The sequence below is a fragment of the Candidatus Amarolinea dominans genome (assembly GCA_016719785.1).
Classification (GTDB): domain Bacteria; phylum Chloroflexota; class Anaerolineae; order SSC4; family Amarolineaceae; genus Amarolinea; species Amarolinea dominans.
In genome coordinates, this window is sequence record JADJYJ010000001.1 from 539,080 (window position 1) to 564,197 (window position 25,118).

General features: G+C 60.9%; 16 protein-coding genes. 4 read left to right on the forward strand and 12 right to left on the reverse strand.

Going from position 1 to position 25,118, the window contains the following annotated elements:
• Positions 1-58: 58 nt before the first annotated feature.
• Positions 59-2,299, reverse strand: a complete 2,241-nt coding sequence (locus tag IPM84_02670; protein MBK9091676.1) for a hypothetical protein — start codon at positions 2,297-2,299, stop codon at positions 59-61.
• Positions 2,300-2,585: 286 nt separating this feature from the next.
• On the opposite strand from IPM84_02670, the gene IPM84_02675 reads away from it, so the two are divergent.
• The 4 genes from IPM84_02675 (at position 2,586) to IPM84_02690 (ending at position 9,393) form a co-directional block, all read left to right on the forward strand.
• Complete coding sequence (locus IPM84_02675) at positions 2,586-3,218, forward strand: sulfite oxidase-like oxidoreductase (protein ID MBK9091677.1); 633 nt, start codon at positions 2,586-2,588, stop codon at positions 3,216-3,218.
• A gap of 67 nt (positions 3,219-3,285) precedes the next feature.
• Complete coding sequence (locus IPM84_02680; protein ID MBK9091678.1) at positions 3,286-4,857, forward strand: AMP-binding protein; 1,572 nt, start codon at positions 3,286-3,288, stop codon at positions 4,855-4,857.
• 28 nt (positions 4,858-4,885) lie between these two features.
• Positions 4,886-8,464 (forward strand): helicase, encoded by a 3,579-nt coding sequence (locus IPM84_02685; GenBank protein MBK9091679.1) that lies wholly within the window; start codon positions 4,886-4,888, stop codon positions 8,462-8,464.
• Positions 8,461-9,393, forward strand: coding sequence for an SWIM zinc finger family protein (locus tag IPM84_02690; protein ID MBK9091680.1), 933 nt, complete (start codon positions 8,461-8,463; stop codon positions 9,391-9,393). Before IPM84_02685 ends, IPM84_02690 begins: the two co-directional genes overlap by 4 nt.
• 227 nt (positions 9,394-9,620) lie before the next feature.
• Here IPM84_02690 and IPM84_02695 read toward each other — a convergent pair whose 3' ends face one another.
• From IPM84_02695 to IPM84_02745, 11 genes are all read right to left on the reverse strand, one after another.
• Complete coding sequence (locus IPM84_02695; protein MBK9091681.1) at positions 9,621-9,998, reverse strand: hypothetical protein; 378 nt, start codon at positions 9,996-9,998, stop codon at positions 9,621-9,623.
• Positions 9,999-10,285: 287 nt separating this feature from the next.
• Entirely contained in the window at positions 10,286-10,759 is a 474-nt protein-coding gene (locus IPM84_02700; GenBank protein ID MBK9091682.1) for a hypothetical protein, read from the reverse strand.
• 31 nt (positions 10,760-10,790) lie between these two features.
• Positions 10,791-11,696 (reverse strand): IS982 family transposase, encoded by a 906-nt coding sequence (locus tag IPM84_02705; GenBank protein ID MBK9091683.1) that lies wholly within the window; start codon positions 11,694-11,696, stop codon positions 10,791-10,793.
• A 189-nt stretch (positions 11,697-11,885) separates the two neighbouring features.
• Positions 11,886-14,039 carry an RHS repeat-associated core domain-containing protein gene (locus IPM84_02710; protein MBK9091684.1) on the reverse strand — a complete coding sequence of 718 codons (2,154 nt, stop codon included), beginning with the start codon at positions 14,037-14,039 and terminating at the stop codon, positions 11,886-11,888.
• Positions 13,949-14,650 carry a hypothetical protein gene (locus IPM84_02715; GenBank protein ID MBK9091685.1) on the reverse strand — a complete coding sequence of 234 codons (702 nt, stop codon included), beginning with the start codon at positions 14,648-14,650 and terminating at the stop codon, positions 13,949-13,951. Before IPM84_02715 ends, IPM84_02710 begins: the two co-directional genes overlap by 91 nt.
• Positions 14,651-14,871: 221 nt before the next feature.
• A complete protein-coding gene (locus IPM84_02720) occupies positions 14,872-15,435 on the reverse strand; it encodes a hypothetical protein (GenBank protein ID MBK9091686.1) in 564 nt (187 codons plus the stop codon).
• A 525-nt stretch (positions 15,436-15,960) separates the two neighbouring features.
• Entirely contained in the window at positions 15,961-16,497 is a 537-nt protein-coding gene (locus IPM84_02725) for a hypothetical protein (GenBank protein ID MBK9091687.1), read from the reverse strand.
• 11 nt (positions 16,498-16,508) lie between these two features.
• Entirely contained in the window at positions 16,509-17,087 is a 579-nt protein-coding gene (locus tag IPM84_02730; GenBank protein ID MBK9091688.1) for a hypothetical protein, read from the reverse strand.
• A 257-nt stretch (positions 17,088-17,344) separates the two neighbouring features.
• On the reverse strand, positions 17,345-19,387 hold the full coding sequence (locus tag IPM84_02735; GenBank protein MBK9091689.1) for a recombinase family protein: 2,043 nt from the start codon (positions 19,385-19,387) through the stop codon (positions 17,345-17,347).
• Complete coding sequence (locus IPM84_02740; protein MBK9091690.1) at positions 19,374-19,550, reverse strand: hypothetical protein; 177 nt, start codon at positions 19,548-19,550, stop codon at positions 19,374-19,376. The genes IPM84_02735 and IPM84_02740 overlap by 14 nt, the downstream gene beginning before the upstream one ends.
• Before the next feature lie 302 nt (positions 19,551-19,852).
• Complete coding sequence (locus IPM84_02745) at positions 19,853-24,814, reverse strand: hypothetical protein (protein MBK9091691.1); 4,962 nt, start codon at positions 24,812-24,814, stop codon at positions 19,853-19,855.
• Between the last annotated feature and the right edge of the window lie 304 nt (positions 24,815-25,118).

Below are 25,118 nucleotides of genomic sequence, written 5' to 3' on the forward strand. Positions count from 1 at the left end.
CGGTGCAGTGGCGCCGGGGTGACCGCGGTTGACCTGTCGAGCAGCGGCCAGATGGGCTTCAGGGCAGCGGTGTGCGGCCGGTTGGACGCGCCCCGGGGTGCGTGTCCGCGGCGGTTTGCGTCCCTTTTTCGGCGTCTGGCTGCGGAGGTTCCACCAGGGTGTAGACGCTGCCGGCCCTGGAGGCAAAATCACCGGCGCGGGGCATGTATGGAGCGCCTGTTCTATTGAGGGGAATCGTCAAGGGGCCGAGCTTGATCGCGGTTACGGAGGACGGCAGGAGCAGATCCAGGATTCGGTTGTAACTGGTCAAGACCGTGATGAAAAGAACCAGGAGGATGCCGCCAATGGCGGTCCACGGCGAACTCGACTCTGTAGCAATGTCGGCCGACCAGGTCCAGGTGCGCAGATTGTCGAACGCAACGTGGTTGTCGGGCGGCACAGCGCCGGCAAAAGCAACCAGGCCCAGCTTGCCGCCGCTGAATGCGGCATCATCGGCCAGGCCCAGGAGGTGTCCGTTCGCATACAGCGATAGTTGCGCGCCGTTGGCAATCAGGCCGAGGGTGTTGGTCACCGCGCCGCGTTCGATGAATTCTGATGAACGCCAACTGACCAGGGTGGCATCTTGACCGGTCTGAAAGCGACTCAGGCCGTAGAAGCCGTCCTGGCGAATGACGAATTGGTAATGGTTGGTTTCGTTCTGATAGCGAAAGACCAGGCCGGCGACATGGTCCGCGCCGGCGAGCTGCGGGCTGATTTCGACCTCTGCGGCGAAATCAGCGAAGCTCCCGCTGTCAACGGCCATCCAACTATTGGCCGGTTCATGCACCACGACATGGTATTGCCCGTCGGCATAGTAGCGCTCGCGGTCATCCAAATGTTCGTTGCGCATGAAGCCGCTGGCGGGATCGTCGAAAGTCTCGGTCGCTTGCAGTCGTGCGTTCGCGGGCAGGGCATCGTTGAATGATGCGGTTTCCGGCCAGGTGAAGATGGATGCGTCGCGAAAGATCGCGTGAACCGGCGTCTGCTGTGCCACGGCCACCAGGCCCACGTAGCCCTCGCGGTAGGTGTCATCGGACACGGCGGCGACCTGTTGGCCGTTGACAAAGAGCGTAAAGCGATCGTTGTTGACGAGTGCGCTTAGCTCGTTGCGGGCCGCGTTCGCCTTGAGGAATGACGCCGCCTGTCCTTCGGCCAGGATGGAGGGGACGCCACCTCGATTCTTGCGCAACAGATAGTGACCTTGCGGAGAGAGGAGGAATTGGTAGCTATCCCCGGCAGCCGACTGGGCACGCAGGGCCAGCCCGGCGCTGCCATCGGTTGAGTTATCGGTAAACTCAACCCACACAGCGGCGGCAAAATCACGATAGAGAGTCTTTCCCCACGCACTTTGCCAATAATCCTGGGGCGCGGTCACCATGATGTGATAGTTGCCCGCGCCATAGAAGCGCTGCGAACTGGTTGTGACACCCTGGTCTAACGTGACGTCCTGGCGCAGATCAAAGGTGTCGGAAAACGCCAACGACGCGCCGACCGGCAGCTTGGGCAAAAAGACAGGGGTTGGTGTTGGCGACGGAGGCTGCGGCCAGCCCCACACCGTTGCATTTTCGAACGCCAACCGCACTGGGTCCGGGTCGCCAGATCGCACCTCCAGCATGATCTGGCCCGTGGTCAGTGCATCATCGGTTACCGCGCTCAGGAGGTGCCCGTTGGCATAAACAGAAATGCGGTTCCCATCGGCCACCACGCCCAAGCGGTTGCTGGCCACGCCTTGATTGATGAAGGGCGAGGTTCCCTCCGCCAGTGTCGTCTCCGTCTCCAATTGGCGGCGCAGGGTGAACCAGCCGTCTGCCTCGATTAGAAACAGGTAGGCATGATCGTCACGGACGCGAAAGCGCAAACCAACGCCGCTTTGACTGCCCACGGCTTGCCAGGTTGCTTCCACCTCGAACGCCATGTCGGTGTAAAACTGCGCCCAACCAGGCGAGACGCTCTGATCTTGGAGCGCCACGGTGACAATGTACTGACCATCGGCATAGGCCGTGGTGCGACGAGCATCGGTCAGCACGGGCAAACCGCCGTTGCCAGGGCCGTCGAAGGTGTCGGTGAAAATCGGCTCGGCCTGCGCGGGCAAGATCTGTGTGAACGGCAGATCTGGGACAGGGGTCGGCGTGGCGGATTGCGCCTGCGCGCCGCGCAGGCCGACGGCGACCACGCTCAGCAGCAGGCAAAGCCACAGGCTGACGCCGCCGACGCGGCGCCAAACCAGGCGTGATGATGGCAGAAGAAGCGTTGAGCGCACAGGAATACCCGACTTTCTGACCTGAGAATCTACGGCTGGGAGTGCGGGGGTCCCCGACAAGCAGATTGTACCACAGAGCACACGCGAAAGCTCAAATATCCTGTGAATTCTGGCAATCCTGTCCGCATTCCTGGCAGGCTGAGTAGCCACACAGTGACTGAGTACGCCTCGGCACAGTCATAGCCTGTATTGGCCTGTAATAAACGTGCGCCAACCAGGACTATGCCGATGGATGCCTGCAAGATGGGCAATCCGGTCATCCTGGATTACTGATGGGAGACAGTCTATGTGGTTCGATAATCCATCGAAGAAAGTGGAGCGCCTGAAGAAGGCCAATGTGCCGACGCGATCGGCCAACCAGCGCGTACCGCCGGGACAGGTGTTGTCCGAGCGCTTCCCGGTGCTGCACTACGGCAGCGTGCCGGCCTACCGGGATTTGTCCAAGTGGGACTTCCGCATCTTCGGCCTGGTCGCGGAACCGCTGCGCCTGACGTGGGATCAGTTGATGGCGCTGCCGCGCAAGACGATCACGGCCGATATCCATTGCGTGACGCGCTGGAGCAAGCTGGACACGACCTGGACCGGCGTGCCCTGGAGTGAGGTGCTGAAACTGGTGCAGGTCAAGCCCGAAGCTACCCATCTGATGGAGCACGGCGAGAATGGCTTCACCACCAACATCAGCCTGGAAATCCTGGCGGCAGACCCGGACGCCATGCTGGCCTTCGAATATGACGGCAAACCGCTGACGCCGGAGCACGGCTATCCGCTGCGCATGCTGGCGCCCACCAAATACTTTTGGAAGAGCGCCAAGTGGCTGCGCGGCCTGGAGTTCATGGCCGGCGACCGCCCCGGCTTCTGGGAGCAGAACGGCTATCACATGGAAGGCGACCCCTGGCGCGAAGAACGCTTTGGATGGTGACGATCCAAGAATTCATGCATTAGCAAAAACGGCTCCGTCATGGTAGAATTGTGATCAAGGAGCAGGAATGACGCATCCAGCAGCTACCCATCTGAGCGCCCTTCTCGACGCCGCGGCCGACCGGTGGCCCGACCGAGAAGCGATTGTTTTTCAGGACATGCGGCTCACCTGGCGGATGCTGGCGCAGCAGGTTGATCGGTTGGCCGCCGCGTTCATGGCCCTGGGCATCGAACACGGCGACTGTATCGGCCTGCAGTGTACCACGCGGCCCGAATACATCATTACCTACCTGGCGGCCATGCGCTGCGGCGCGGTCCTGGCCGGCTTCAACAGCCAGTACACGCCCCTGGAGGTCAGCCGCCTGGCCCCGCTGGCGCGACCGGTGCTCCTGGTGCTGCAGGCCGATGCGGCCGCCCGCTTGCAGCCCTTCCTGTCCACCCTGACCAGCGTGCGTCACCTGGTCATCATCGGCGATGCCATGACTCATGCGGATGGCGTTGCCGATGGCGCCCATCTGTTGACCGATCTCATGACCGCCCAGGCTCAACCCGGGTTGAGCGCCGCCCTGACCGCGCGGCAGGCGCAGCTGCAAGCCGACGATGATGCCTTGATCGTTTTCACCGGCGGCACCACCGGCGCACCCAAAGGCGCGCGGCTCAGCCATGCCAACATCATCAGCAACATCAGCGCGCAGGTCCGTCACCTCGGCTTCCGCAGCACTGACCGCATCATCCTGCACCTGCCCATGAATCATGTCAGCGGCGCGGTGCTCATCACCGTGGGCGCCATGTTCAGCGGCGCTGCCCTCATCATGCTGGAGCGCTTTCACCCCGTTGACACCCTCACCCTGGTGGCCCAGGAGCGGGTCACGATCCTGGGCCAGGTGCCGACGATGTGGATCATGGAGTTCCTGCTGCCCCATTTCGCCGATTTCGACCTGTCCTCCCTGCGCATGACCATCGTCGCGGGCGCGCCCACCCCTCCGACCGCCATGCGGCGCATTGCATCCCTGGCGCCTTTTGCCGTGCATGGCTATGGCTTGACCGAATCCGCCGGCATGGTGACTTACACCCGCCCCACCGACAACGCCGATACGCTGGTGCGCACGGCTGGCCGCGCTGCGTCTGAGTTCGACGTACGCATCGTGGACAGCGCCCGCCAAACGCTGCCGCCAGGCCAGATCGGCGAGATCGCCGTACGCGGACCCTGCGTGATGAAGGGTTATGTGCAAACTCCGCTAGACAACGATACCGCGCTCGCCGCCGACGGCTGGCTCTACACGGGCGACATCGGCCGCCTGGATGAGCAAGGCTACCTGACGGTCGTGGGGCGGAGCAAAGAGATGTTCATCACCGGCGGCTTCAACGTCTATCCGGCGGAGATCGAAGCCTACCTGGCGGAGCATCCCAAGGTCGCCTGCTGCGCGTGCCTGGGCAAGCCGGACCCGGTCATGGGTGAGGTTGGCGTGGCCTTTGTGTTGCCGCATCCCAACATGCCGTTGACCGTGCAAGAGTTGCGCGCCCATTGCCGGCATGGTCTGGCGCGCTACAAGACGCCGGCCGAGTTTCGGATCAGTGACAGCCTGCCGCTGACCGCTGCGGGCAAAGTGGACAAGGCGGCCCTGGCGCGCTTGCTGTAAGCCGCTCAACTTAGATTGAGTCACATTCATGCTCATTTTACATGCATCCTGGTTGGCTGCCGAGACGGTCGAAACATTTTTCATCTGGGGCGAGGTTGCGGCCGACGCTGAGGGGCGTAAGGGGCGCCGCCGCGCGGCCCCACGCAAGCCGGCCGGGCATCCGGCCCAGGCGCCCACATCCAGCCTGTTGACCGCGGCGCGGCTCAGCACGGGCAGCGGTGTGACCAAAAGCAGCGCCCTGGCCCGCCTGCCCACCGACGATGGACAGCCGCTGACGGCCAGGCCCTTGAGCGCGCAGGGCGACGCGCAACCGACCCTGGCCGATTGGGCGATTGATGGCTTGGCGCTCACCGCGCCGGCCGCCTTGAGTGCCCTGGTCACCTGGCCCACTGCAGCCGCGCCCGGCGTCACCCTGGGCGCCGACCTGCGCTTCTGGATTGCGGCGGCGCGCTTTGCCCTGGAACTCCTGGCCCGCCAGCGCTATATCCCCACCCTGGAGGAAGCAGGCAAAACCGTCGTTGCGCGCTGGCAACCGACCTGGGTGGATGCCGATGAGCAGGCGCGTTTCCAATGGCTGCTGAACGCGATGCCGCCGGCCTGTCGCAGCCTGCGGCCGGCCAACGCCGCCTGGCGCCCCATCGGCCCGCTGACCCTGCTCACCGCCGCGCTGACGACGTGGGTGGATCAACAGGTGCGCGCCTGGGCCGGCCCCGTGCAACGCGCGCTGCCCCGCCGCTTGGCGCCCGGCGCGGTGCGGTCGTGGATTGACGCCCTGTTCAGCCCTCAGCCACAGGTGAGCGGCGCCAGCTTTCAACTCAGCGGCTTGGTTGGGCAGATCAATCGCTGGCTGGAGGATTTGCAGCAGGCCACCACGGCCGGCTTTCGCGTCTCTTTCCAACTCGCCACCCCGCCGGCCGCGGCTTCCCCTGGCGAACGTAGTTGGGTCGTGCATTACCTGCTGCAGGCCACCGATGATCCAAGCCTGTTGGTGCCGGCCGAACAGGTGTGGCAAGAGGCCAGCAGCACGTTGACCTTGCTCAATCGCCGCCTGCTGCAGCCGCAAGAGCGTTTGCTCAGCGGTCTGGCTAAGGCTGCGCGCTTGTTTGCCCCGCTCGAACAGACCCTGCGCGCGGCGTGTCCGAGTAGCGTTGCCCTGACCACGCCCGAAGCCTACACCTTTCTGCGTGAGGCGGCCCCGCTGCTCGAACAGAGCGGCTTTGGTATCCTGACCCCGCCCTGGTGGCAAAAGCGCGCGGCCGCGTTGGGCGTGCGCCTGAAGCTCAAGCAGAAACAGACGGCCAGCGAGGCCAGCGGGCTGTTGTCGTTTGCCAAAGTGGTGGAGTATGACTGGCAACTGGCCCTGGGCGAAGACCCGCTGACACAAGAGGAGTTCGAGCGCCTGGCTGCATTGAAAAGCCCGCTGGTCAACATTCGCGGGCAATGGGTTGAATTTCGGCCCGAACAGGTGGAGGCCGCCATCCGCTTCTGGGAAAAGCGTCGCGCCCAGGGCGAGCTGGGCCTCCTGGATGCCATGCACCTTGCACTGGGCGATGGCGAGCAGGGCGCGGTGGATGGCCTACCCGTCACCCATGTCGCCCTCGACGCCTGGCTGCAGGACCTCTTTCAGAACCTCAGCCACCACGATCAACTGCAGCCACTGCCGGCGCCGTCCGGCTTCGTTGGCGCCTTGCGTCCGTATCAGGAGCGCGGGCTGGCCTGGTTGGTTTTCTTGCGTCGCGTGGGTCTCGGCGGCTGCCTGGCCGATGACATGGGTCTGGGTAAATGCCTGAGCGCAGAGACGCTCGTCACGGTCAACGGTGCGCCGCTGGCGGCCGAGACTCTTTGGGACACCTACGCCGGGGAGGCGTATTTCGATGGGGAAGGCTTCTGGGCGCAGCCGCGGGCGTCGCTGCACGCCCAGGCCCGGCAAGAGGCCGATGGACGCCTGGTGGCCGCGCCGGTGCAGCGCCTCTATCGGCAACAGGTGCAGGAGCCCCTGCGCACCATTACCCTGGCCAACGGTTGCCGCATAACCATCACCCGCCGCCATCGCCTACTCACGCCGGCCGGCTGGACCAACGATCTGCAAGTCGGTGATGCTGTGTGTGTCACGCCGCCGGCCGGGGGCGAGCCTGGGCAAGTCACCGTCTTCAGCGCCATCACGGCCATCGAACCCGTGCCGTACACCGGTTGGGTCTATGACCTGGAGATCGCCGGGCGCCACAACTTCGTCGCCAACGGCATCGTGTGCCATAACACCATCCAGACCATCGGCATGGTCTTGCACGGGCGTGAACAGAACCCGCAGCCTGACCCGGTGCTGTTGATCTGCCCCACGTCGGTGCTTGGCAACTGGGAGCGCGAGATTCAGCGCTTTGCGCCCTCGCTGCGCGTGCTGGTACACCAGGGCGCCAACCGCTTGGGCGGCGAGGAGTTCGTGACGGCCAGCCAGCAGACCGACGTGGTCGTCAGCAGCTACAGCCTGCTCGCGCGCGATCGCGAGCTGTTGGGGCAGGTGGCCTGGGGCGATGTCATCCTGGACGAGGCGCAGAATATCAAGAATCCTACGACCAAACAGGCGCAGGCCGCGCGTGGCCTGGCCGCGCGTCATCGCCTGGCGCTGACCGGCACACCGGTCGAAAACCGCCTGACCGATCTGTGGTCCATCATGGAATTCCTCAACCCGGGCTACCTGGGGTCGCAGCAATCCTTCCGCAGTAAGTTTACGTTGCCTATCGAACGCTATCACCAGCCCGAACCGGCCGCGCAACTCAAGACCCTGGTGCAGCCGCTGCTGCTGCGCCGGGTGAAATCCGACCCAACTATCATTCAGGACTTGCCTGAGAAGAACGAGATGAAGGTCTATTGCAACCTGACCGCGGAGCAGGCGACCCTGTACGAGGCGGTGGTCAAGGATTCTCTGCGGCAGATCGAGGAGTCGGAGGGGATGCAGCGTCGCGGCCTGGTTTTGTCTACGCTCATGAAGCTGAAGCAGGTCTGCAACCATCCCGCGCACTTCCTGGGCAACCGCACGACCAGCGATTTGGCCGGCCGTTCCGGCAAGCTCAACCGTCTGTCTGAGATGTTGGAAGAGGTGCTGTCGGTCAATGACAGCGCGCTGATCTTCAGCCAATTCTTCGAGATGGGCGAGATGCTGGTGCAGCACCTGACCGCATCCTTTGGCGAAGAGCCGTTGTTTTTGCACGGCGGCGTGCCGGCGCGCCAGCGCGATGAGATGGTGAAGCTGTTTCAAAGCGGCAACGGCCCGCGCCTGTTCATGCTTTCGCTCAAGGCCGGCGGTGTGGGTTTGAACCTGACGCAGGCCAACCATGTCTTTCACTTCGACCGTTGGTGGAATCCGGCCGTGGAGAATCAGGCCACCGATCGCGCGTTCCGCATCGGGCAACAGCGCAACGTGCAGGTACACAAATTCATCTGCGCGGGCACCCTGGAAGAGAAAATTGACCAGCTGATCGAGAGCAAGAAAGAGCTGGCCAACAGCATCGTGGGCGCGGGCGAATCGTGGTTGACAGAGCTTTCCACGGCGCAGTTGCGCGATCTGCTCGTGCTGCGGCAGGATGCCGTGGCGACCGAGGAGGGGGTATGAGTCCACGCCGCGCGTCCTACCGCGAGGACAACGATCACTACTTTGCGCCGTCGCGGCCATTACGGGCTGACGGCATCCGCGCTGAGCATCAAACGGGCGCGTTTGCCAAGAGTTGGTGGGCCGATCGCTGGATTGCTGCCCTGGAGCGCCTGGTGGACAGCGGCCGCCTGGCGCGCGGCCGCGCCTATGCGCGCAAGGGGCAAGTTCTGGAGATCAATATCGAGCCGGGCAAGGTGAGCGCCCGTGTGCAAGGCTCCAGACCAACTCCGTATAAGATCACCATCAACATTGGGCAGTTGACAAACCAGGAGTGGGAGCGCGTGCTGACGGCGCTGGCCGCACAAGCCATTTTTACGGCCAGCCTGCTCAACGGCGAGATGCCGCCCGATGTCGAGACCGCCTTCGACGCGGCCAAGGTCTCCCTCTTTCCCCAAACCCAGCAGGACCTGACCACCAAGTGCTCCTGCCCTGATGCGGCCAACCCGTGCAAACATCTGGCTGCGGTCTTCTATCTGCTCGGTGAGCGTTTCGACCAGGACCCCTTCCTCATCTTTCGCCTGCGCGGACGCACGCGCGAAGAGATCCTGGGTGCGCTGCGCGCCGGGAGACAAGGATATGGCGCCGAGCGACAAGGACATGGCGCTGCGGCCGCGATTGGCGCCGCGGCCGAAAAACTGACCGACGGGCGCCCACTGGAGGAACTCATTCCAACGTTTTGGCAAGAGGGTGCGCCGTTGGAGCATTTCACCGTGAGTATTGCTGCGCCTGAAGTCGGCGCTGTGCTGCTCAAACGCCTGGGCGCGCCACCGTTGGGCCAGGACGCCACCGAGGTGAGCGCCACGCTCACGCGCACCTACGCCATCGTCACCAGCCAAGCCCTCGATCTGGCCTTTGGCGGCGAGGAAGAAGATGAGCCTGCCACGGCATGAACGGGCTTTTCGTGGCAAGAATCCGCTCAGTTTTCTCTGCCACGAATTTCACTAATCTTCACGAATTCCAGGGCCTTTTCGTGTCAATTCGTGCAATTCGTGGCAAGAATCCGCCCAGCTTTTTCTGCCACGAATTTCACTAATTTGCACGAATCGAGCTTCTGTCTTCGTTTCGATTCGTGCAATTCGTGGCCAAAAACCGGGCTGATTGCGCAGCTCGTGGTAGATCACGGCGATGGCGTCGGGAGTGATGCCATGGCCGCTTGCCACCGATCATCGAGTTTGACCAACAACTCGCCCAACTCATCCTCGTCAAGGGCCAGCGGCGCCGCGGGGGCCGCGGGTGCTATCTCGGCCGAGAATCGGACGACGAACTCGCCATACCGGGCCAGCATACCACAGAGCTTAGCCTCTTTCACCTGCGGTGCATAGTAGCTGGCGCACGCCACATAGGCCTCGTCGGCGAAGTCCAGTTGCCTTGCCACCCCGGGTTTTTCCTCCCATGCGCCGTAATACCGCGCACCGGGATACCAGACGTCTAGTTGGCGATGGTACTCACGCTGCGCCGATCGCACCCGCTCATACCGATAGATCTCATGAATCACCGTACCAAATCCTTCCATAGTACGCAACATGTGTTCTACAGCGCCGTGAGAGTCGGCAGTCGGGATGATGGATCGGTTACGCCATCCTGATGGGAACAGCGTAGCATCCATCAACATGGACTCAGTAGAGAATGGTCGTTGCGGTGCAAGGCTTTCAGATGTGCAGGCGGTGATCAGGACGGGCACAACCGAACTTGCCAAGAGCAACCAGGCCACAGACCGTGCCTTTGCTGTGTTCATGGTCTTAACTCGTTTGATTGAGCAAACGCCCAGTCTGGTATCCGTACCTAAGGTTGCCCCATCGCGGGTCCGCACACCTCAGGGATTGGCCCGTCAGAGAGTCCAGGCGCCTTCGTGTTATCTATCCGTTCCACTACTTGGGTATCTAGATTGATATCAAAGTAGGTACAAAATCCGTGAAATTGGGTCAGCAGGTAGGCATAGCTTCGACTTGTCACCTCACCTGTCGGCAACTTGGACTCTTCGACGGCCACTGGAAAACCCTGCAAAGCCGTCGCAACCTCAGGGTATGTCGTCCGGTTTACGGGGAACCGTTGTTTCACGGCGTGCATGAGTTCGGTCGTCGTGACGCGTGCTCCGGCTTGACAGAATGGATCATTTATCTCCAGTTGCAGCGCCTGGCACAGCTTGGTCTTGTGTTCTTCATTGATCGCTTCGACGGTCCAGGGATAGCGCGCAGCCTGACGGGTCTCGTAACGGTGGATGTTGTCCGGAATCTGCGCTAACCCACATCCAGCCAAGCCAATGACACATAACGTGTGATGTGAAATGCTATGCGTTGACGGTGTAGGTCAGGACATCAATGGCAAAGAAGCGGCGCAAGTACAACCGAAGGATGCCACCAGCGATCTTGGCAATAATGCGAGAGCAGAGTCCCTTGACGGTATGGGCGAGCGTATGCTCAACCGAACGCCCCCCTTCTTTCAAGATGTCAAAAGCACCTTCGATGCGTTCACGGACGCTGTTCAGCAGGCGGTCGAATTCGCGGGGATTCTGGACCTTTTGGTTTTCGCGCTTGGTCGTCCAGACATGGACACCTTGCCGAGACCAGTCGGCTTGCCACTCTTCACCGATGAAGCCTTTGTCGGACCAGACGTTGCTGTCTGGTGGGAGTGAATCGAGGATTTCGTCGGCAGCCTCGCGCTCATCGGTGTTGGCGGGCACGAGTTCAAAGGCATAGGGCGTGCCATTGAGTGTGGTCAACATGACCAACTTGTAGCCGAAGTACTTCAACCGACGGGCTGCACAATAGCCGTACTCGGCTGAACCGCGAAAGTCACTGTGGCTCTTGTCCCGCCGATAGCCCATGGCGATGACGGGTGTGGTGTCGAGCAGAAAGTGCCGCTCGAACTGCACCCCCAGTTCGGTCGCCCACTCTTTGCGCAACTCGTTGAGCAAGTACTGCAGACTGCGCGCACGACGATTGTACTGGCTCTGGGTGAGCAACTTGGGAAACAACGCCAAGTGATCTGCCCGAATGAAGCAGACAAAACGTCGTTCGCTGGTGAACTCGAAAATGTCAATCGCCAGCATCAGGGTCAGCACCTCACTATCGCTGAATTCCGGCTTTGACCCGACGGTGCGACCTAGCAGACGTGCGCCTTTGCGCTGATACCAGTCGTCGACCAGACAGTAGGTAACAAGCATCAACTCTGCCGTGCAAATAGACATGGACATCAAACACCTCCTCTACCCTAGATAACGCTACTTTCATCACAGCGTTACTTTACCCAACTTTGGTAGTGGTGTCCAGTCCTCATTTCACATCACACGTACATAACAAGCTGCCGAGCGCCAATCTGACTTTGCCTCCCACTGAGATCGTTGGGGCCTTGAGATAGCGTGATCGTAGCATGGCGTGCCTCCTCAGCGGAAAAGATCAACCGCTTGCTGCATCCAGACGGACGGCCACCAACCTGTACCGGTAGATTTCCAGAAATCGTAGGCTGGTTCCACCGGCGCGCTGAGGTTGGCTTGCATCCAACTGCCAGCCTGATCCACGGTGAGTGCGCCCGAGTGCAACATCTGCCCCATCTCCAGCCCTTTCAGGGAAAGGAAGTAATCTTCCCATGAGGTCCCGCGCTCCTGGGGTGGCTTGAGTGCTTCTGACGGATCGGCCATCTCATGCACGACGTTGGCGACAAGCCCGATGCCTTCACCCAGGTTGCCGCCCTGCGCAGTCGTGTTGACGTTCGCCCAGAAGTGATAGGGTTGATTGTGCCGATCTCGATAATTGAGATGGAAGCCAGTATCCCCGAAGTTCGGCAGGTTCAATGGTGCGCCACCCAGGAATTCCTGACCTTTCAGAATGAACCCGCCCAGCAGCGTCATCGTGCCGCCGCTTCCGACCAGGGTGTAGCTGACATCTTCTGAGGTCGTGACAGCATCTTTGCCATACAAGCTCGCGAACCCCCACAAATCAGTCATGGCGTCGAGAGCCGTCATCCCATTCTTCTGCACCTGTTTTTCCAAGAAGCGCGCATACCCACGCAACGAGTGCCGCCGCGCGCCGGCCGGTTGGTCTTTGTAGCCAGCCCAACTACATTCATCCGGCGCATCACCGTAACATGGTATGTGGCCGCTGGGATCACGGTATTTGACAGGGTTATTCAGCACATTGCTGTATCTGTTAAGACTTTGTGGATTTTGGGGATTGGGGACGATGGTGTCGGCCTGCAAAAATCGCCCCAGCGCCGGGTCGTAATAGCGTGCGCCGTAGTAGTAGATGCCGGCGATGACCGGATCGTGCGTCTGCCCGGTGAAGCGTCGCGCGGTGGGCAGGTCGCCGACCACGGGGATACTCTCACCCCAAGCCTCGTAGAAGGTAGATGCCACCAACTCACCATTGGCGCCGGTGGCCGTGGTCGTGCTGCCCAGGGCATCGCTCATGAGCCAGTGCAACACGTCGCTCGCACCCGTCTGGGTGCGCATCGCCACTCGTACGCCGCCCGCAAAGTAGGTTTTGACAGTGCTGACCACACTGCCCACCGTTCGCTGCTCGAAGTGGTTGCCGGCGTACGCTACGATGGTGATGTTGGGGGCGCTGCCAAAGCTTGCCTTCACCCGTTGCCCATCGGCATCGTACACGAAGGTTGCCGCATCATCCCCGCTGATCTCCGTCAGGTGATTCTCCGCATCGTAGTCGAACCAGAAGACCTTTTCGCCCCCGATTATCTGCCGACGCAGATTGCCATTCTGGTCGTAACAGTAGGTGGTCGGCCCGTAGGTCAGCGTCACGGCTGCTACCACGGCATGCGCTTTGGCCAATGCACCCTCAGGGCAATCGGCCGCTTGTGCGCCATAGCCGTAATCGTATCCCGGCGCACCCTCCGGATAGCGGGCAACCAGGTTCCCTGACTCTGCATACGCATATGATTCAAGGAGATAAGGTGTGCCAGGACTCATCAGATTCACGCGCGTCAGACGGTTCAGAGCGTCGTACTGATAGCCACGCCCAATGGGCGCCTCGGGGTCTGGCGTCTGGTAGCTCATGCGGCTGACGTTGCCGACGACATCGTACCAGTAATGCAACGATTGAATCTCACCCATTGGTACACTCAATTTGCGGGTGTCAATGCTCCCTACGCGCCCACGCCCATTCACATCGGCCCAGCCGTAGTACCAGAAACTCGTTTCCAGGATCGGTAGGCTTCCCAGGCGACGCTGAATCACTCGCCCTGCTTCATCATACGTGGTATCTTGCACGTAATCGGTTCCGCTGGCAAACACCCGGTTGACCAGGCCACGCGCGGTGTAATCCGTGTTGACCTGCTCGACCGTGGGTGTGCCGGGGTATTTCAGCCACCGCTGGCGATCGGCGGCGTCATACCCCCACTCGGTGATAAAAGTGCCTCCGCCACTCCCATTGATCACGCGCGTCTCTCGCGTCGTGCGGCCGCGCAGATCATACGCCCAGGTTGCCCGGTTACTCAAGGATCCATCGGCCAGGTACGCATCGGCCCGCGTGCGCCGTCCCAGGCTGGCGCCAGAGCCAGCTTCGTCATACCCGTAGCTCGCCATGATGCCATCTTGTCCGGTGAAGGCAGGTATTGTGGCAGGGCAGTTGGTGTCACTTCGATAATGTTTGCCTTGCAGGCGATAGACACCATCGTAGTACGAACACGTGTATTGACCACGGGCATCCATTTGCCTGACCAGGTTGCCCACCGGGTCATAGCTGTATTGCCAGTTGCCCATATCCGGGTCGTGCATACCACCTTGTGCCCCAGCGGATCGTAAGCCATCGTCGTTGTGACACCAGTGGTGTCTGTCACAACTGTCAGGTGGCCCAACACATCATAGGCGTAGTTCGTGGTTGCATACAGGCTGACCGTTGGCACAGTACCTGTATATTCGCGCACCTGCGCCAATTGTCCAAATGCATCGCTTGCGTAGCTGCGTTGATGGCCGTTTTCGTCCACGACCGAACGTGTCCAGCGATCGTAACTGGTGACCACAGCGCTGCCATCCGTATGCGTCACCTGGGTGATGCGACCCAGGCCATCGTAGGTGTAGTGGGTCGCCGGCTGGCTCCAGTTCGGCGTCAGATATCCGCCCGGCACGGTGGGTTCCAGGTAAGGAACGCTCTCCCTGGCCAGCTGCCCCATGATATCGTACACCCGGTTGCGCACGATGACCTGGCTGCCTGATCTTGACCGTGTCGCCCCGGTTGACCAGCACGCTGGTGGAACGCAGATGGTCGCTTACCACGTAGAACACGCCGTTATCGGTCGCGTAGCCGGTACGGCGAAGCGCGCCGCCCTAATAGAGCAACATGGCGCTCGCCGTCCCGTCGACCGCGCTAATCAAACGGTTTAGGTCAGCGACGCCATGAGGAGCCGGAGATTCATCATCAAGGCCCGACAGGCGCTTCCTCCCAGTACTTCCCCGGCACCACAAAACAGGCTGTGTCCGAAGCCTTGAAGGTTTCATAGAAGCTGGTGAGGGTCAGTGTAGATACCTCTGTCAATGGATAAATCAGCGCTGTTGGATCGAGGTGATCCAATTCGAGTATAGGCCGCGTGTAATCAGGCGCGTGCAAGTCGAGGCTAATCGCGGTCGCGTTGTCAAGATTGAGGCAGATCTCAATCGGATCAGTACGCTTTGTTGTGCCGAAATAGTTCACAGCGATGCCAGCCTGATCGAAGATCACATATAACCAATAGCGCGGATCACCGCAGTCGTGCTCCATACACAGGTAAGCCACATCCAATAACACGGTTGACGGCTTGCCATGCCGGGTCAGCATGGGGCGTAAGGCATATCGCTGCCAGTCGGCGGCAAAAACCGGCGAGTATGTGTAATAGCCAGGAACACTAGCGCCTATTCTAATTCCACGAACTATTCCATCCTTGATGTCGAACTCTTCTATAACTGAGTAATCGTACTCCCGTGTAGGATGAGGAACGTCAAACACGCCACCACCATAGCCTCTGTACTACCTCAGTGTTGCTTCCCAAGGCGTCTGACCCGGCGTCACACCAATACGGTAGCTCACAGCCATCGTTGGTGCGCAACATCTCGCGCAGCAGGTCGATCCCGGCTGCAGCGTCCAAAGTCGGTCGAGGCGAGGGCGTCGCTGTCGCGTGTGGCACGACCTCGGTAGCACAATCTGTGGGCATCAAGGTCTGCGTGGCAGGCGCGGTGGTGGTGTCGCTGGGGTGCATGGCCACGACCGCGGTCTCAGTTGCTTGCTGGGTACTGTGTCGCTCGATGGTAGCCCCTGGAATGCCATCCGGCGCCGCAGGTGCTCTGGTGGAACTACTACACCCCGTTACCAAGAGGCTGCCCAGCCCGATTACTGCCAGCATGAATATCAGAGTCCGCAGTACGTTACGCAACATGGGCTTACATCCGTGCGTTATCGGATGGCCTGCTGGATCCCCCGCCAAGTGCGTCCCCATCCAGCCCCAACACCTGGCGTGCCAGGTTGGTTCCGTACCTAAGGCTGTCCCAGCGCGGGTCCGCAAACCTCAGGAATAGGCCCGTCAGAGAGCCCCGGCGCTTTCGTGTTGCCGATTCGCTCAACCACCTGTGTGTCCAGATGGACGTCAAAGTACGTACAGAAGCCGCGGAACTGGGTGAGCAGATAAGCATAACGCCGACTCGTGACGATACCGGTCGGTAACTTGGATTCCTCGACGACCACTGGAAAGTCCTGCAAAGCAGTCGCGACTTCAGGATATGGTGTCTGGTTCACGGGAAATCGCTGTGCTACGGCTTCCATAAGTTCGGTCGTGGTGACGCGTTCCCCGGCTTGACAGAAGGGATCCTCGACCTGCAGCTGTAAAGCCTGGCACAGTTTGGCCTTGTGCTCCTCATCGATCGCTTCGACGGTCCAGGGATAGCGCGCAGCCTGACGGGTCTCATAACGGTGGATATTGTCCGGAATCTGTGCTAACCCACACCCAACCAGGTACACGATGCAGACCAAACCGCCGAGCGCTGCGCTGAGTTTACCGCCAAATGAGATTGACATGATTCACCTCCTCAGCGGAAAAGATCAACCGCGTGCTGCATCCAAACCGACGGCCACCAACCCGTGCCGGTGGATTTCCAGAAATCATAGGCTGGCCCGGCCGGTGCATTGAGGTTAGTTTGCATCCAACTGCCGGCCTGATCCACCGTGAGCGCGCCAGAACGCAACATCTGTCCCATCTCCAGTCCTTTTAGGGAAAGGAAATAATCTTCCCAAGAGGTTCCGCGCTCCTGGAGTGTTTTGAGCGCCTCCGACGGATCCCACCCCTCATGCAGGTCGTTGGCAAACCTACCTATCGCTTCACCCAGGACTCCACCTTGCGCAGTCGTATTGACGTTCGCCCAAAAGTGATACGGCTGGTTATGAAAATCTTGGTAGTTCCGATTGAAGCCGGTATCTCCGAAGCTCGGCAGGTTCAACGGCGCGCCCCCAAGGAATTCCTTGCCTTTCAGGATGAACCCGCCGAGTAGCGTGAACGTCCCGCCGCTCCCCACCAGAGTGTAGCTGACATCCTCTGAGGTTGTAACGGCATCCTTACCGTACAGACCCGCGAAACCCCACAAGTCAATCATGGCGTCAAGGGACGTCATACCACCTTTCTGCACTCGCTTCTCCAAGAAACGTGCATATCCCCGCAGCGCGTGCCGTCGCGCGCCCACGCGTTGATCTTTGTAGCCGGCCCAACTACATTCATCTGGGGCATCACCGTAACATGGTATGTGGCCGCTGGGATCGCGGTATTTGATAGGGTTATTCGCCGAATAAGCGTATCTATTCAGCGCCTGCGGATTCCCCGGCTGTGGTACGATCGTATCATCACAATGCCCTCCTAACCTTGCAATTAGTATCACGCCTGGATCTGCAGGCGCGATATCAATGCTGGATCATCCTGAATCCAGTACTGCTGTGTCTGTGGGTCGCGGGTCACGTATTCGGCTTCGATCTGACCGGTATGCAGTCGGCGGTAGACCCACTGGGGCCTGACGCCCAGGCGTTGCGCCAGTGCGGGGACGGTATGATATCCCTCGCGCACGACCGGTCGAGGACCGGTTCGGTCGAGCCACCTGTATGCATGCCGAATCGTCGTCACGGCATCCTCCGCCACATCGCTGCGCCGCGCTGAGTGGAAGCCCTCCCGACTCAGTTGCGCCGCAATCTGGGTGTCGTCCAGGCCCTGCGCATGCAATGCGCCCACTCGTTCCACCATCGCCGCATAGCCGTTGACGGTCGTTTGTACGCCGACCGGCGTCTGCACTTCCAAGTCGGTGTAGTGGCCGGAGAGCCACACGATGCGCACATGCACCCGGTCGGCTATGTCTCGTCTCAGGATCACCCGCTCGACCAGGCTGCGCAGCAGGGTTTTGCGCTGTGCAGGTGTGCAACCTTCCCATACTGCGGGCAGGTGCGCCGAGAGGTGGGCAAATTGCTCACGCAGCTCGGGCGTGATCTTCTGCGGCGCACTGTTGCGTTCACGCCAGCGCTGCGCCGTTTCCTCGACGTTGCGTAACTGGCGTAGCTTTTCCTCCCAGCGCCGCTCCAGTTCGCCCGCCACCAGTCGGTTCTCCGGCTCGACCTGGCTGTACTGCCGCTGCGCCCGCTGCGCTTCGTACTCGGCTTGCTTGACCTGTGCGGCCCATTGCGCCGTCAGCTGTTCCTGTTCTGTGCGCTGTGCCGCTAATACCTCTGCCAGTACGTCGAGGTTGGCCGGGCGCAGGGCCGCAAAGAAGGCTTGTGTGACCGCCGCGTCCACCCTGGGCCCGTGAATCGTGGGACAGGCCGCCACGCCGTACCGGCGCCGCATGTTCTGGCACGGGTAGTGGTGATAACCTTCTTTGTACATCACTTGACGATGGTAGCCGCAGTGTCCGCACACCGCCAGTCCTTGCAGCAAACCAGGCCCTTCCCGTGTTGCGCCCACCGCGCGTAGATCTGCACCGCCGGTGCGCTGTCCATTCCGGACCAACTGCGCCTGGTTCGCTTCGTACTGCGCCCACGTAATGTAGGCCGGGTAGACGTCGCACACAATGGCGATCCATTCCTCTTGCGGCCGACGCCCCCGCACGGCTGGCGGTTGCCCCGGCGTGTGGCGCCTTCGCCCATACACAAACGCACCTGCATAGGCCGGATTGCGCACGATCTCGTAGATCGCCGTGTCTGTTGGTGGCTTCCACACGATCTCTCCGCGCACTGCTCCATGCAGCTGGCGACGCGGTAGCAGCAGTTCTGCGCGCCGCAGGTAGTGCAACACCTGCCCGCAACTCCCCAATTCGGCGAATTTTGCCAGCACCAACTCGATGCTCCCGCGCACCCGCTCGTCCGGGTCTTTCTCCACCCGCCCGTCGGCGGCCCGTCCCAGTCCCGTCGGCAACACCTGGCGGTATGCTCCCCGTTCCACTTGCCGCAGCCGTCCCTCTTCCAATCGTTGCTTCAGAATGTGGAGTTCTGCCTCACTCATTGTCCCCTTCAGTCCCAACAAGAGCCGGTCGTTGAATTGCCGCGGATGGTAGACGCCGTCGTGGTCGGCAATCAGCGTGTCGCATACAGCCGCCAAGTCAAGCAAATGATACCAGTCTCCGTTGTTCCGCGCAAGGCGCGATACTTCGTAGCCGATGATGATGCCGACCCGCCCCATGCTGACTTCCGTCACCAGTCGCTGGAATCCGCTCCGACTTGCGCTGTCGCTGCCTGAGCGCCCTTGATCTTCGTCTATCACCTCGATGCGCTCCGCCGACCACCCCAACCCAATCGCCCGCCCCACCATCTGCCGTTGGTTGACCTGGCTCTCCGGGTTGCGTACCACTTGCTGGAGCGTGGATTGCCGAATATAGACGTAAGCCATCCGCGCCAAGTGCTTCTCGCTCACTTTGCTGGACCCTTCACGCTGGCTCATCGCACCGCTCCTCGTCCAGCCGCTCCCGGCAGACCTGCGCCACGATCCGACGCACGCGTTCCTGTTGCGCCTCCGTCATACTCCCCCACACTGCGCTTGGCGCCATCGGACTCGATGGCACCGGCCGCAGTTCCGTCTGCTCCCCTCTCATCTGGGCATCCATCTGCTGCGTCCTCCTCTGGCCCGGCGATGATCGCCGTGTAGTGTGCCAGCAATTGTCGCACAGAATGCCAGTCGAGGGGACACGAGGCATGTGGTTGCGCCAGGCTGCTCTGGTCGGTCACGCCCACAGGGAGCCAGCGGCGTATGCCAGGGGCCTGTTCGACCTCGAACCAGGTTTGACCGGGTCTTTCGTGGGTCGCGAGCAGCGGCATCGTCCGTCCGCACAGGGGGTGGCGCGGGTCGGTGACGGTAATAACGTCCGCAGAGAAAACAGGTTGCGATGCTTGGGGTGTAGTTTGTTGGTTACAGCACGATGGTGTCGGCCTGCAGGAACCGCCCCAAGGCCGGGTCGTAGTAACGGGCGCCGTAGTAGTAGATGCCGGCAATCACCGGGTCATGGGTCTGCCCGGTGTAGCGCCGTGCGGTGGGCAGGTCGCCAAACACCGGTGTGGTCTCCCCCCACGCTTCGTAGAAAGCAGACGCCACCAGCTCACCGTTGGCGCCGGCCGCCGTCGTCGTGCTGCCCAGGGTATCGCTCAACAGCCAGTGCAGCACATCGCTCGTTTCCGTCTGGGTGCGCATCGCCACGCGCACGCCGCCCGCGAAGTAGGTTTTCACTGAGCTGATCACGCTGCCCGCCGTCCGCTGCTCGAAGTGGTTGCCTGCGTAAACCACGGTAGTGATGTTGGGGGCGCTGCCAAAACTGGCCTTCACCCGTTGCCCATCGGCGTCGTACACGAAAGTCGCCGCATCATCCCCGCTGATCCCCACCAGGTGATTCTCTGCATCGTAATCGAACCAGAAGACCTTTTCGCCCCCGATCACCTGCCGGCGCAGGTTCCCATTCTGGTCGTAGCAGTAGGTGGTCGGCCCGTAGGTCAGCGTCACGGCTGCTACCACGGCATGCGCTTTGGCCAATGCACCCTCAGGGCAATCGGCCGCCTGCGCGCCATAGCCGTAATCGTATCCCGGCGCACCCTCCGGATAGCGGGCAACCAGATTCCCTGTCTCCGCATACGCATACGATTCCAGTAGATAGGGTGTACCAGGGCTCATCAGATTTACGCGCGTCAGGCGGTCCAGGGCGTCGTACTGATAGCTGCGCCCGATTGGCGCCTCGGGGTCTGGCGTCCCGTAACTCACACGACTGACGTTGCCGACTACATCGTACCAATAATGTAACGATTGAACCTCGCCCGTTGGCGCACTCAATTTGTGCGTGTCGATGCTCCCTACGCGCCCACGTCCATTCACATCGGCCCAGCCGTAGTACCAAAAACTTGTTTCCAGGATCGGTAGGCTTCCCAGGCGACGCTGGATCACTCGCCCCGCCTCGTCATAAGCCGTACCCTGCACATACTCAATCCCGCTGGCAGACATCCGGTTGACCAGGCCACGCGCGGTGTAATCCGTGTAGACCTGCTCGACCGTGGGTGTACCGGGGTATTTCAGCCACCGTTGGCGGTTGGCTGCGTCATACCCCCACTCGGTGATAAAGGTGCCTCCGCCACTCCCATTGATCACGCGCGCCTCTCGCGTCGTGCGGCCGCGCAGATCATACGCCCAGGTTGCCCGGTTACTCAAGGATCCATCGGCCAGGTACGCATCGGCCCGCGTGCGCCGTCCCAGGCTGGCGCCAGAGCCAGCTTCGTCATACCCGTAGCTCGCCATGATGCCATCTTGTCCGGTGAAGGCAGGTATTGTGGCAGGGCAGTTGGTGTCACTTCGATAATGTTTGCCTTGCAGGCGATAGACACCATCGTAGTACGAACACGTGTATTGACCACGGGCATCCATTTGCCTGACCAGGTTGCCCACCGGGTCATAGCTGTATTGCCAGTTGCCCATATCCGGGTCGTGCATGGCCACCTTGTGCCCCAGTGGATCGTAAGCCATCGTCGTTGTGACACCAGTGGTGTCTGTCACAACTGTCAGGTGGCCCAACACATCATAGGCGTAGTTCGTGGTTGCATACAGGCTGACCGTTGGCACAGTACCTGTATATTCGCGCACCTGTGTCAATTGTTCAAACGCATCGCTTGCGTAGCTGCGTTGATGGCCGTTTTCGTCCACGACGGTATGTGTCCAACGGTCATAACTCGTGACGACCGCCGTTCCATCCGTTTGCGTCACCTGAATGATGCGGCCCAGGGTATCATAAGCGTACTGGGTTGCCGGTTGACCCCAGTCCGGTGCCAGGTAAGCGCCGGGCACGGCCGATCCCAGGTAGGGAATGCTCTCTTTTGCCAATTGTCCCATGACATGGTAAATGCGGTTGCTCACAATGACTTGGTCAATCGCATCGCCTTCACCTTGGATTTGGATCAGTCGTCCCGCACCATCGAAGAAACGCCATGACTCGAGATAGGCCGATGGATTGGCGCCCCCCAGGTCCTCCCGTTGCTTGACGTAGACCAGGCTGGGGGTGTTAGTGAAGCCCAGGGTATAGGTCACCTCCACGGTCGGCGCATGCGTGCCCTGGGTCTCGCCCGGCTGCCAGGTCTTCACCAGGCGCCCAAAGGCATCATACTCATGCGCCGTGATCGCACCGTTCGGGTCGGTTACGTTCAGCACGTTACCGGTGCCTGGATCAACTTGCGTGCTCGTCGTATGTCCCAGGGCATCCGTTACTGTTGTTGCGTAGCCGTACACAGGATGGTAGCCGGTTGTTGTGCTGTGGTTATTGGCATCTGTCATCACCGTTGGCCGACCGTAGGCATCATACTGGGTTGTCGTTACGTGATAGTTGCCTGGATCGGTATAGTTGGCGGAGATGGTATGATAGCGCGCCACACCGGTTTGATTGCCCTTGGTCGGTGTGCCGCTGAAGAAAGCCAGGCCATCATAGGCATAAGCCGTCATCGCTTTTTCGGTGCCGTCGGCCGTGCGCACGCTGCCCACAAACAACCTCTCCCACATCGGCCGGTCAACGATATAAGCCGTCGTATTCGCAAAAAAGGCTCGGTCAACCAGGCGATCGTCGGTAGATATGGCCGTATCGCCCTCTTGAACCTCACGGGTGACGTTACCATAGCTATCGTAGGTGATCGTGGCACGCGTCTGCTTGGGGTTTGCACCATTGGCATCGTATGTCCAGGCGGTGACTGCGGACGGCGCCATAAAGTAGGCGCCATCCAGGCCGCTGCCGCCCGTCAACACGGCGTAGTAGTCGGTCACCTGGCGCGAGAATAAGGCGCCACCCGCCGCAAAGGTGCGCACCTCATATTCTCGACCTCGCAGCCAATTGCTATCGGTAAGCGTCGTGCCATCGCTGCGCGCCACCGTGGCGCTAAAACTGCCGCCGGATACCCCCAAACGGTCGCCATCCATCCCTCGGAAGAAGCGATGCTCATGGGAACTCCCATCGGCCTCGCCTACCGTCACGATGTTGTACCCGCGCACGTCGAACCAGTAGTCCTTGGCGCAATTCGACCCGCCGCCCGGGCACGCGCCATTCACCGCCGGTAGCCGGTTGTCATCGTAGTAGTGCGAAATGTGCGGCGTGTAGGTGAAGGTGGTGATGCGCGGCGAACTCGCTAGGCCATCGTTCCAGGCCTGTTGCGTCACCTTGTACTTGCGCCAAATGACCCAGCCACCGCTGCCAGTGTAGGGGTCCCAGGCCACGAAGCAATCGTAGGGCGGGCGAATGTTGTTACCCAAGGTGGTTGGGCAATCGCTGGCGTAACTGAAGCTGACACTGCCTCCCAATTCATTGGTAACCTGGCTCAAGCGACTCATGAACATGGGTGACACGCCCGCCGGGTGATTGTTGCGGTTCTTCAACCAGGTGTAGGTATAGGTGGTGGGTGGCAGACTTTGTGCGCCGTCAGGCGTGCGTCGGGTGACATTGCTCAACTCCAATTTCTTCTGGCTACCATCGCCATCACTGTCGGGGGGCGGCGTCGGAAAGCTGTAAGCCAGGTCCCAACGATTGATGCTGCGCCAGGTATTGTTTTCCCAACTGAATGTGGTGATGCGACTCAGCTTCAACTTGCTCCAAAAACTGGGATAGCTCTTGGTACAGGTGCCAGTGGCGCCGCATTGCAGATCCCCCGGCGTATCGGGATAGTCGGCCGGCCACAGGCATGCGCCTGTGCAGCGATTCTGAGTGAGAAATTCTGCCTGTGCGGTTGGCAGCACACCGGCGTCATTCGCACGTTTGGCGTACTCGATACGGGCTGGATTCCCCGCCCGCACATACAGACGGCGTAAAAACGTACGGGCGTTGTAGTAGTTAGTCTCCTGATTGTAGAAGAAGGTGACAACGTTGCCGTCAGTGTCCTCGATACGATCGAGATTCCACTGCCAGGCTTTGTTGCACACCCGGTAGGGGTCCGCCGCGCAGATGCTCAGGTCGTAAACGGGCACGAAGAATGTCGAGTCCAGGTCAGATCCGGAAGTCACTTCCCCGTACTCAGCGCCGAAACGATACTTCGTACCGTCGGGTGTCGTGACTTGCCAGTATTCCTTATTCGTATCTGGGTGGTTAGGGTTTGCCGATGTGAGTCGCGTAACCTTCCAGTACGGATCAGCCTGCAGCTTGAACTGGCCGGAGCCAAGATTGATCAGCCGCGAACTTACCCCGTTCAAGATCAGGTGATACTCCGAGTTAGCCAGGCACAAGTCGCCTGGCGCCTGTGCCGAATTACAGGTGACCATGCGGCGCACGATGTACCCGGTCCCCAGGTTCCAGCCGATACCCGCCCAGCCAGGCTGATTGTTCTTGTTGGTATGCATCCCATCGATGCCTGCGCTGTCGTAGGTCAACGCCAGGTCTGGTGTAGGGCCGGCTTGCCCTGCGGGCACAGGAAAGTGGTAGCTGGCCGTGGCGCTGCCCATGTAGAGGCCTACCTGGTAGTCGCCCAGATCGCCGGAGGGCTGTACGGCAAAGTCGCCGTCACCGCTGGTGGTTGTGGTTGCCAGCATTATGCGGCCCATGTGCGGCAGTGATGCCCTGATTGTCTTATGCTCCTGATCCACCCGACGCGGCAGTTCTTGCCAGATCGGGCTGTGGGGCGGAAGGGCGTCTTCACGATCTGTTGCCGCGTCCACCGTCTCGTTCAAGGGGCGCTCGAAGAAAAGGGCGAGTCGGCCTTCCGCATCCGCGCCAAAAGGAATTGCGAGACCGGTGTAGTCGAGGGTGAGGGTGAAGGGGGCGGATATGGCGGTTTGCGCCGTGTCGCCTGGCGATGCTGCGGCACTCAGTTCAAAAACCAGGCCAAAGGGCGATATCTCCGCTGCCTCTGGCAGGGGTTGATAGCGCACCGTCACTCTGCTCTTCGGCGGCAAAGAGAAATCGAGACGCACGCGGCCGGCGGCCAGAGATACGGTTGGCGTGTCGGCGCCTATCGTAAAGTAGATAGAAAAGAGAAAATAGAAGAGCGGCGTAACATGACAACGGACTCCTTTCGTGCAGCAATCGAAGCGGATGGGGTCAGGGACATTTTCCTGACTGCTGAAGGAGGTCGCGGGCGGGAGCGGTCTCTCGCCGGGGACTTCCGAATTCGGGAGGCGACTCGGAAAGCGGGGGGCAGGCTTGTGGCTGGTCACAGCATACCACGGCCGCGGC

Coding starts and splice junctions, on each gene's coding strand:
- IPM84_02740 (MBK9091690.1), bottom strand. CDS start 19,550: ATGGATGCCCAGATGAGAGGGGAGCAGACGGAACTGCGGCCGGTGCCA.
- IPM84_02730 (MBK9091688.1), bottom strand. CDS start 17,087: ATGACGTCCCTTGACGCCATGATTGACTTGTGGGGTTTCGCGGGTCTG.
- IPM84_02735 (MBK9091689.1), bottom strand. CDS start 19,387: ATGAGCCAGCGTGAAGGGTCCAGCAAAGTGAGCGAGAAGCACTTGGCG.
- IPM84_02710 (MBK9091684.1), bottom strand. CDS start 14,039: ATGGCGAGCTACGGGTATGACGAAGCTGGCTCTGGCGCCAGCCTGGGA.
- IPM84_02725 (MBK9091687.1), bottom strand. CDS start 16,497: ATGTCAATCTCATTTGGCGGTAAACTCAGCGCAGCGCTCGGCGGTTTG.
- IPM84_02690 (MBK9091680.1), top strand. CDS start 8,461: ATGAGTCCACGCCGCGCGTCCTACCGCGAGGACAACGATCACTACTTT.
- IPM84_02685 (MBK9091679.1), top strand. CDS start 4,886: ATGCTCATTTTACATGCATCCTGGTTGGCTGCCGAGACGGTCGAAACA.
- IPM84_02705 (MBK9091683.1), bottom strand. CDS start 11,696: ATGTCCATGTCTATTTGCACGGCAGAGTTGATGCTTGTTACCTACTGT.
- IPM84_02675 (MBK9091677.1), top strand. CDS start 2,586: ATGTGGTTCGATAATCCATCGAAGAAAGTGGAGCGCCTGAAGAAGGCC.
- IPM84_02680 (MBK9091678.1), top strand. CDS start 3,286: ATGACGCATCCAGCAGCTACCCATCTGAGCGCCCTTCTCGACGCCGCG.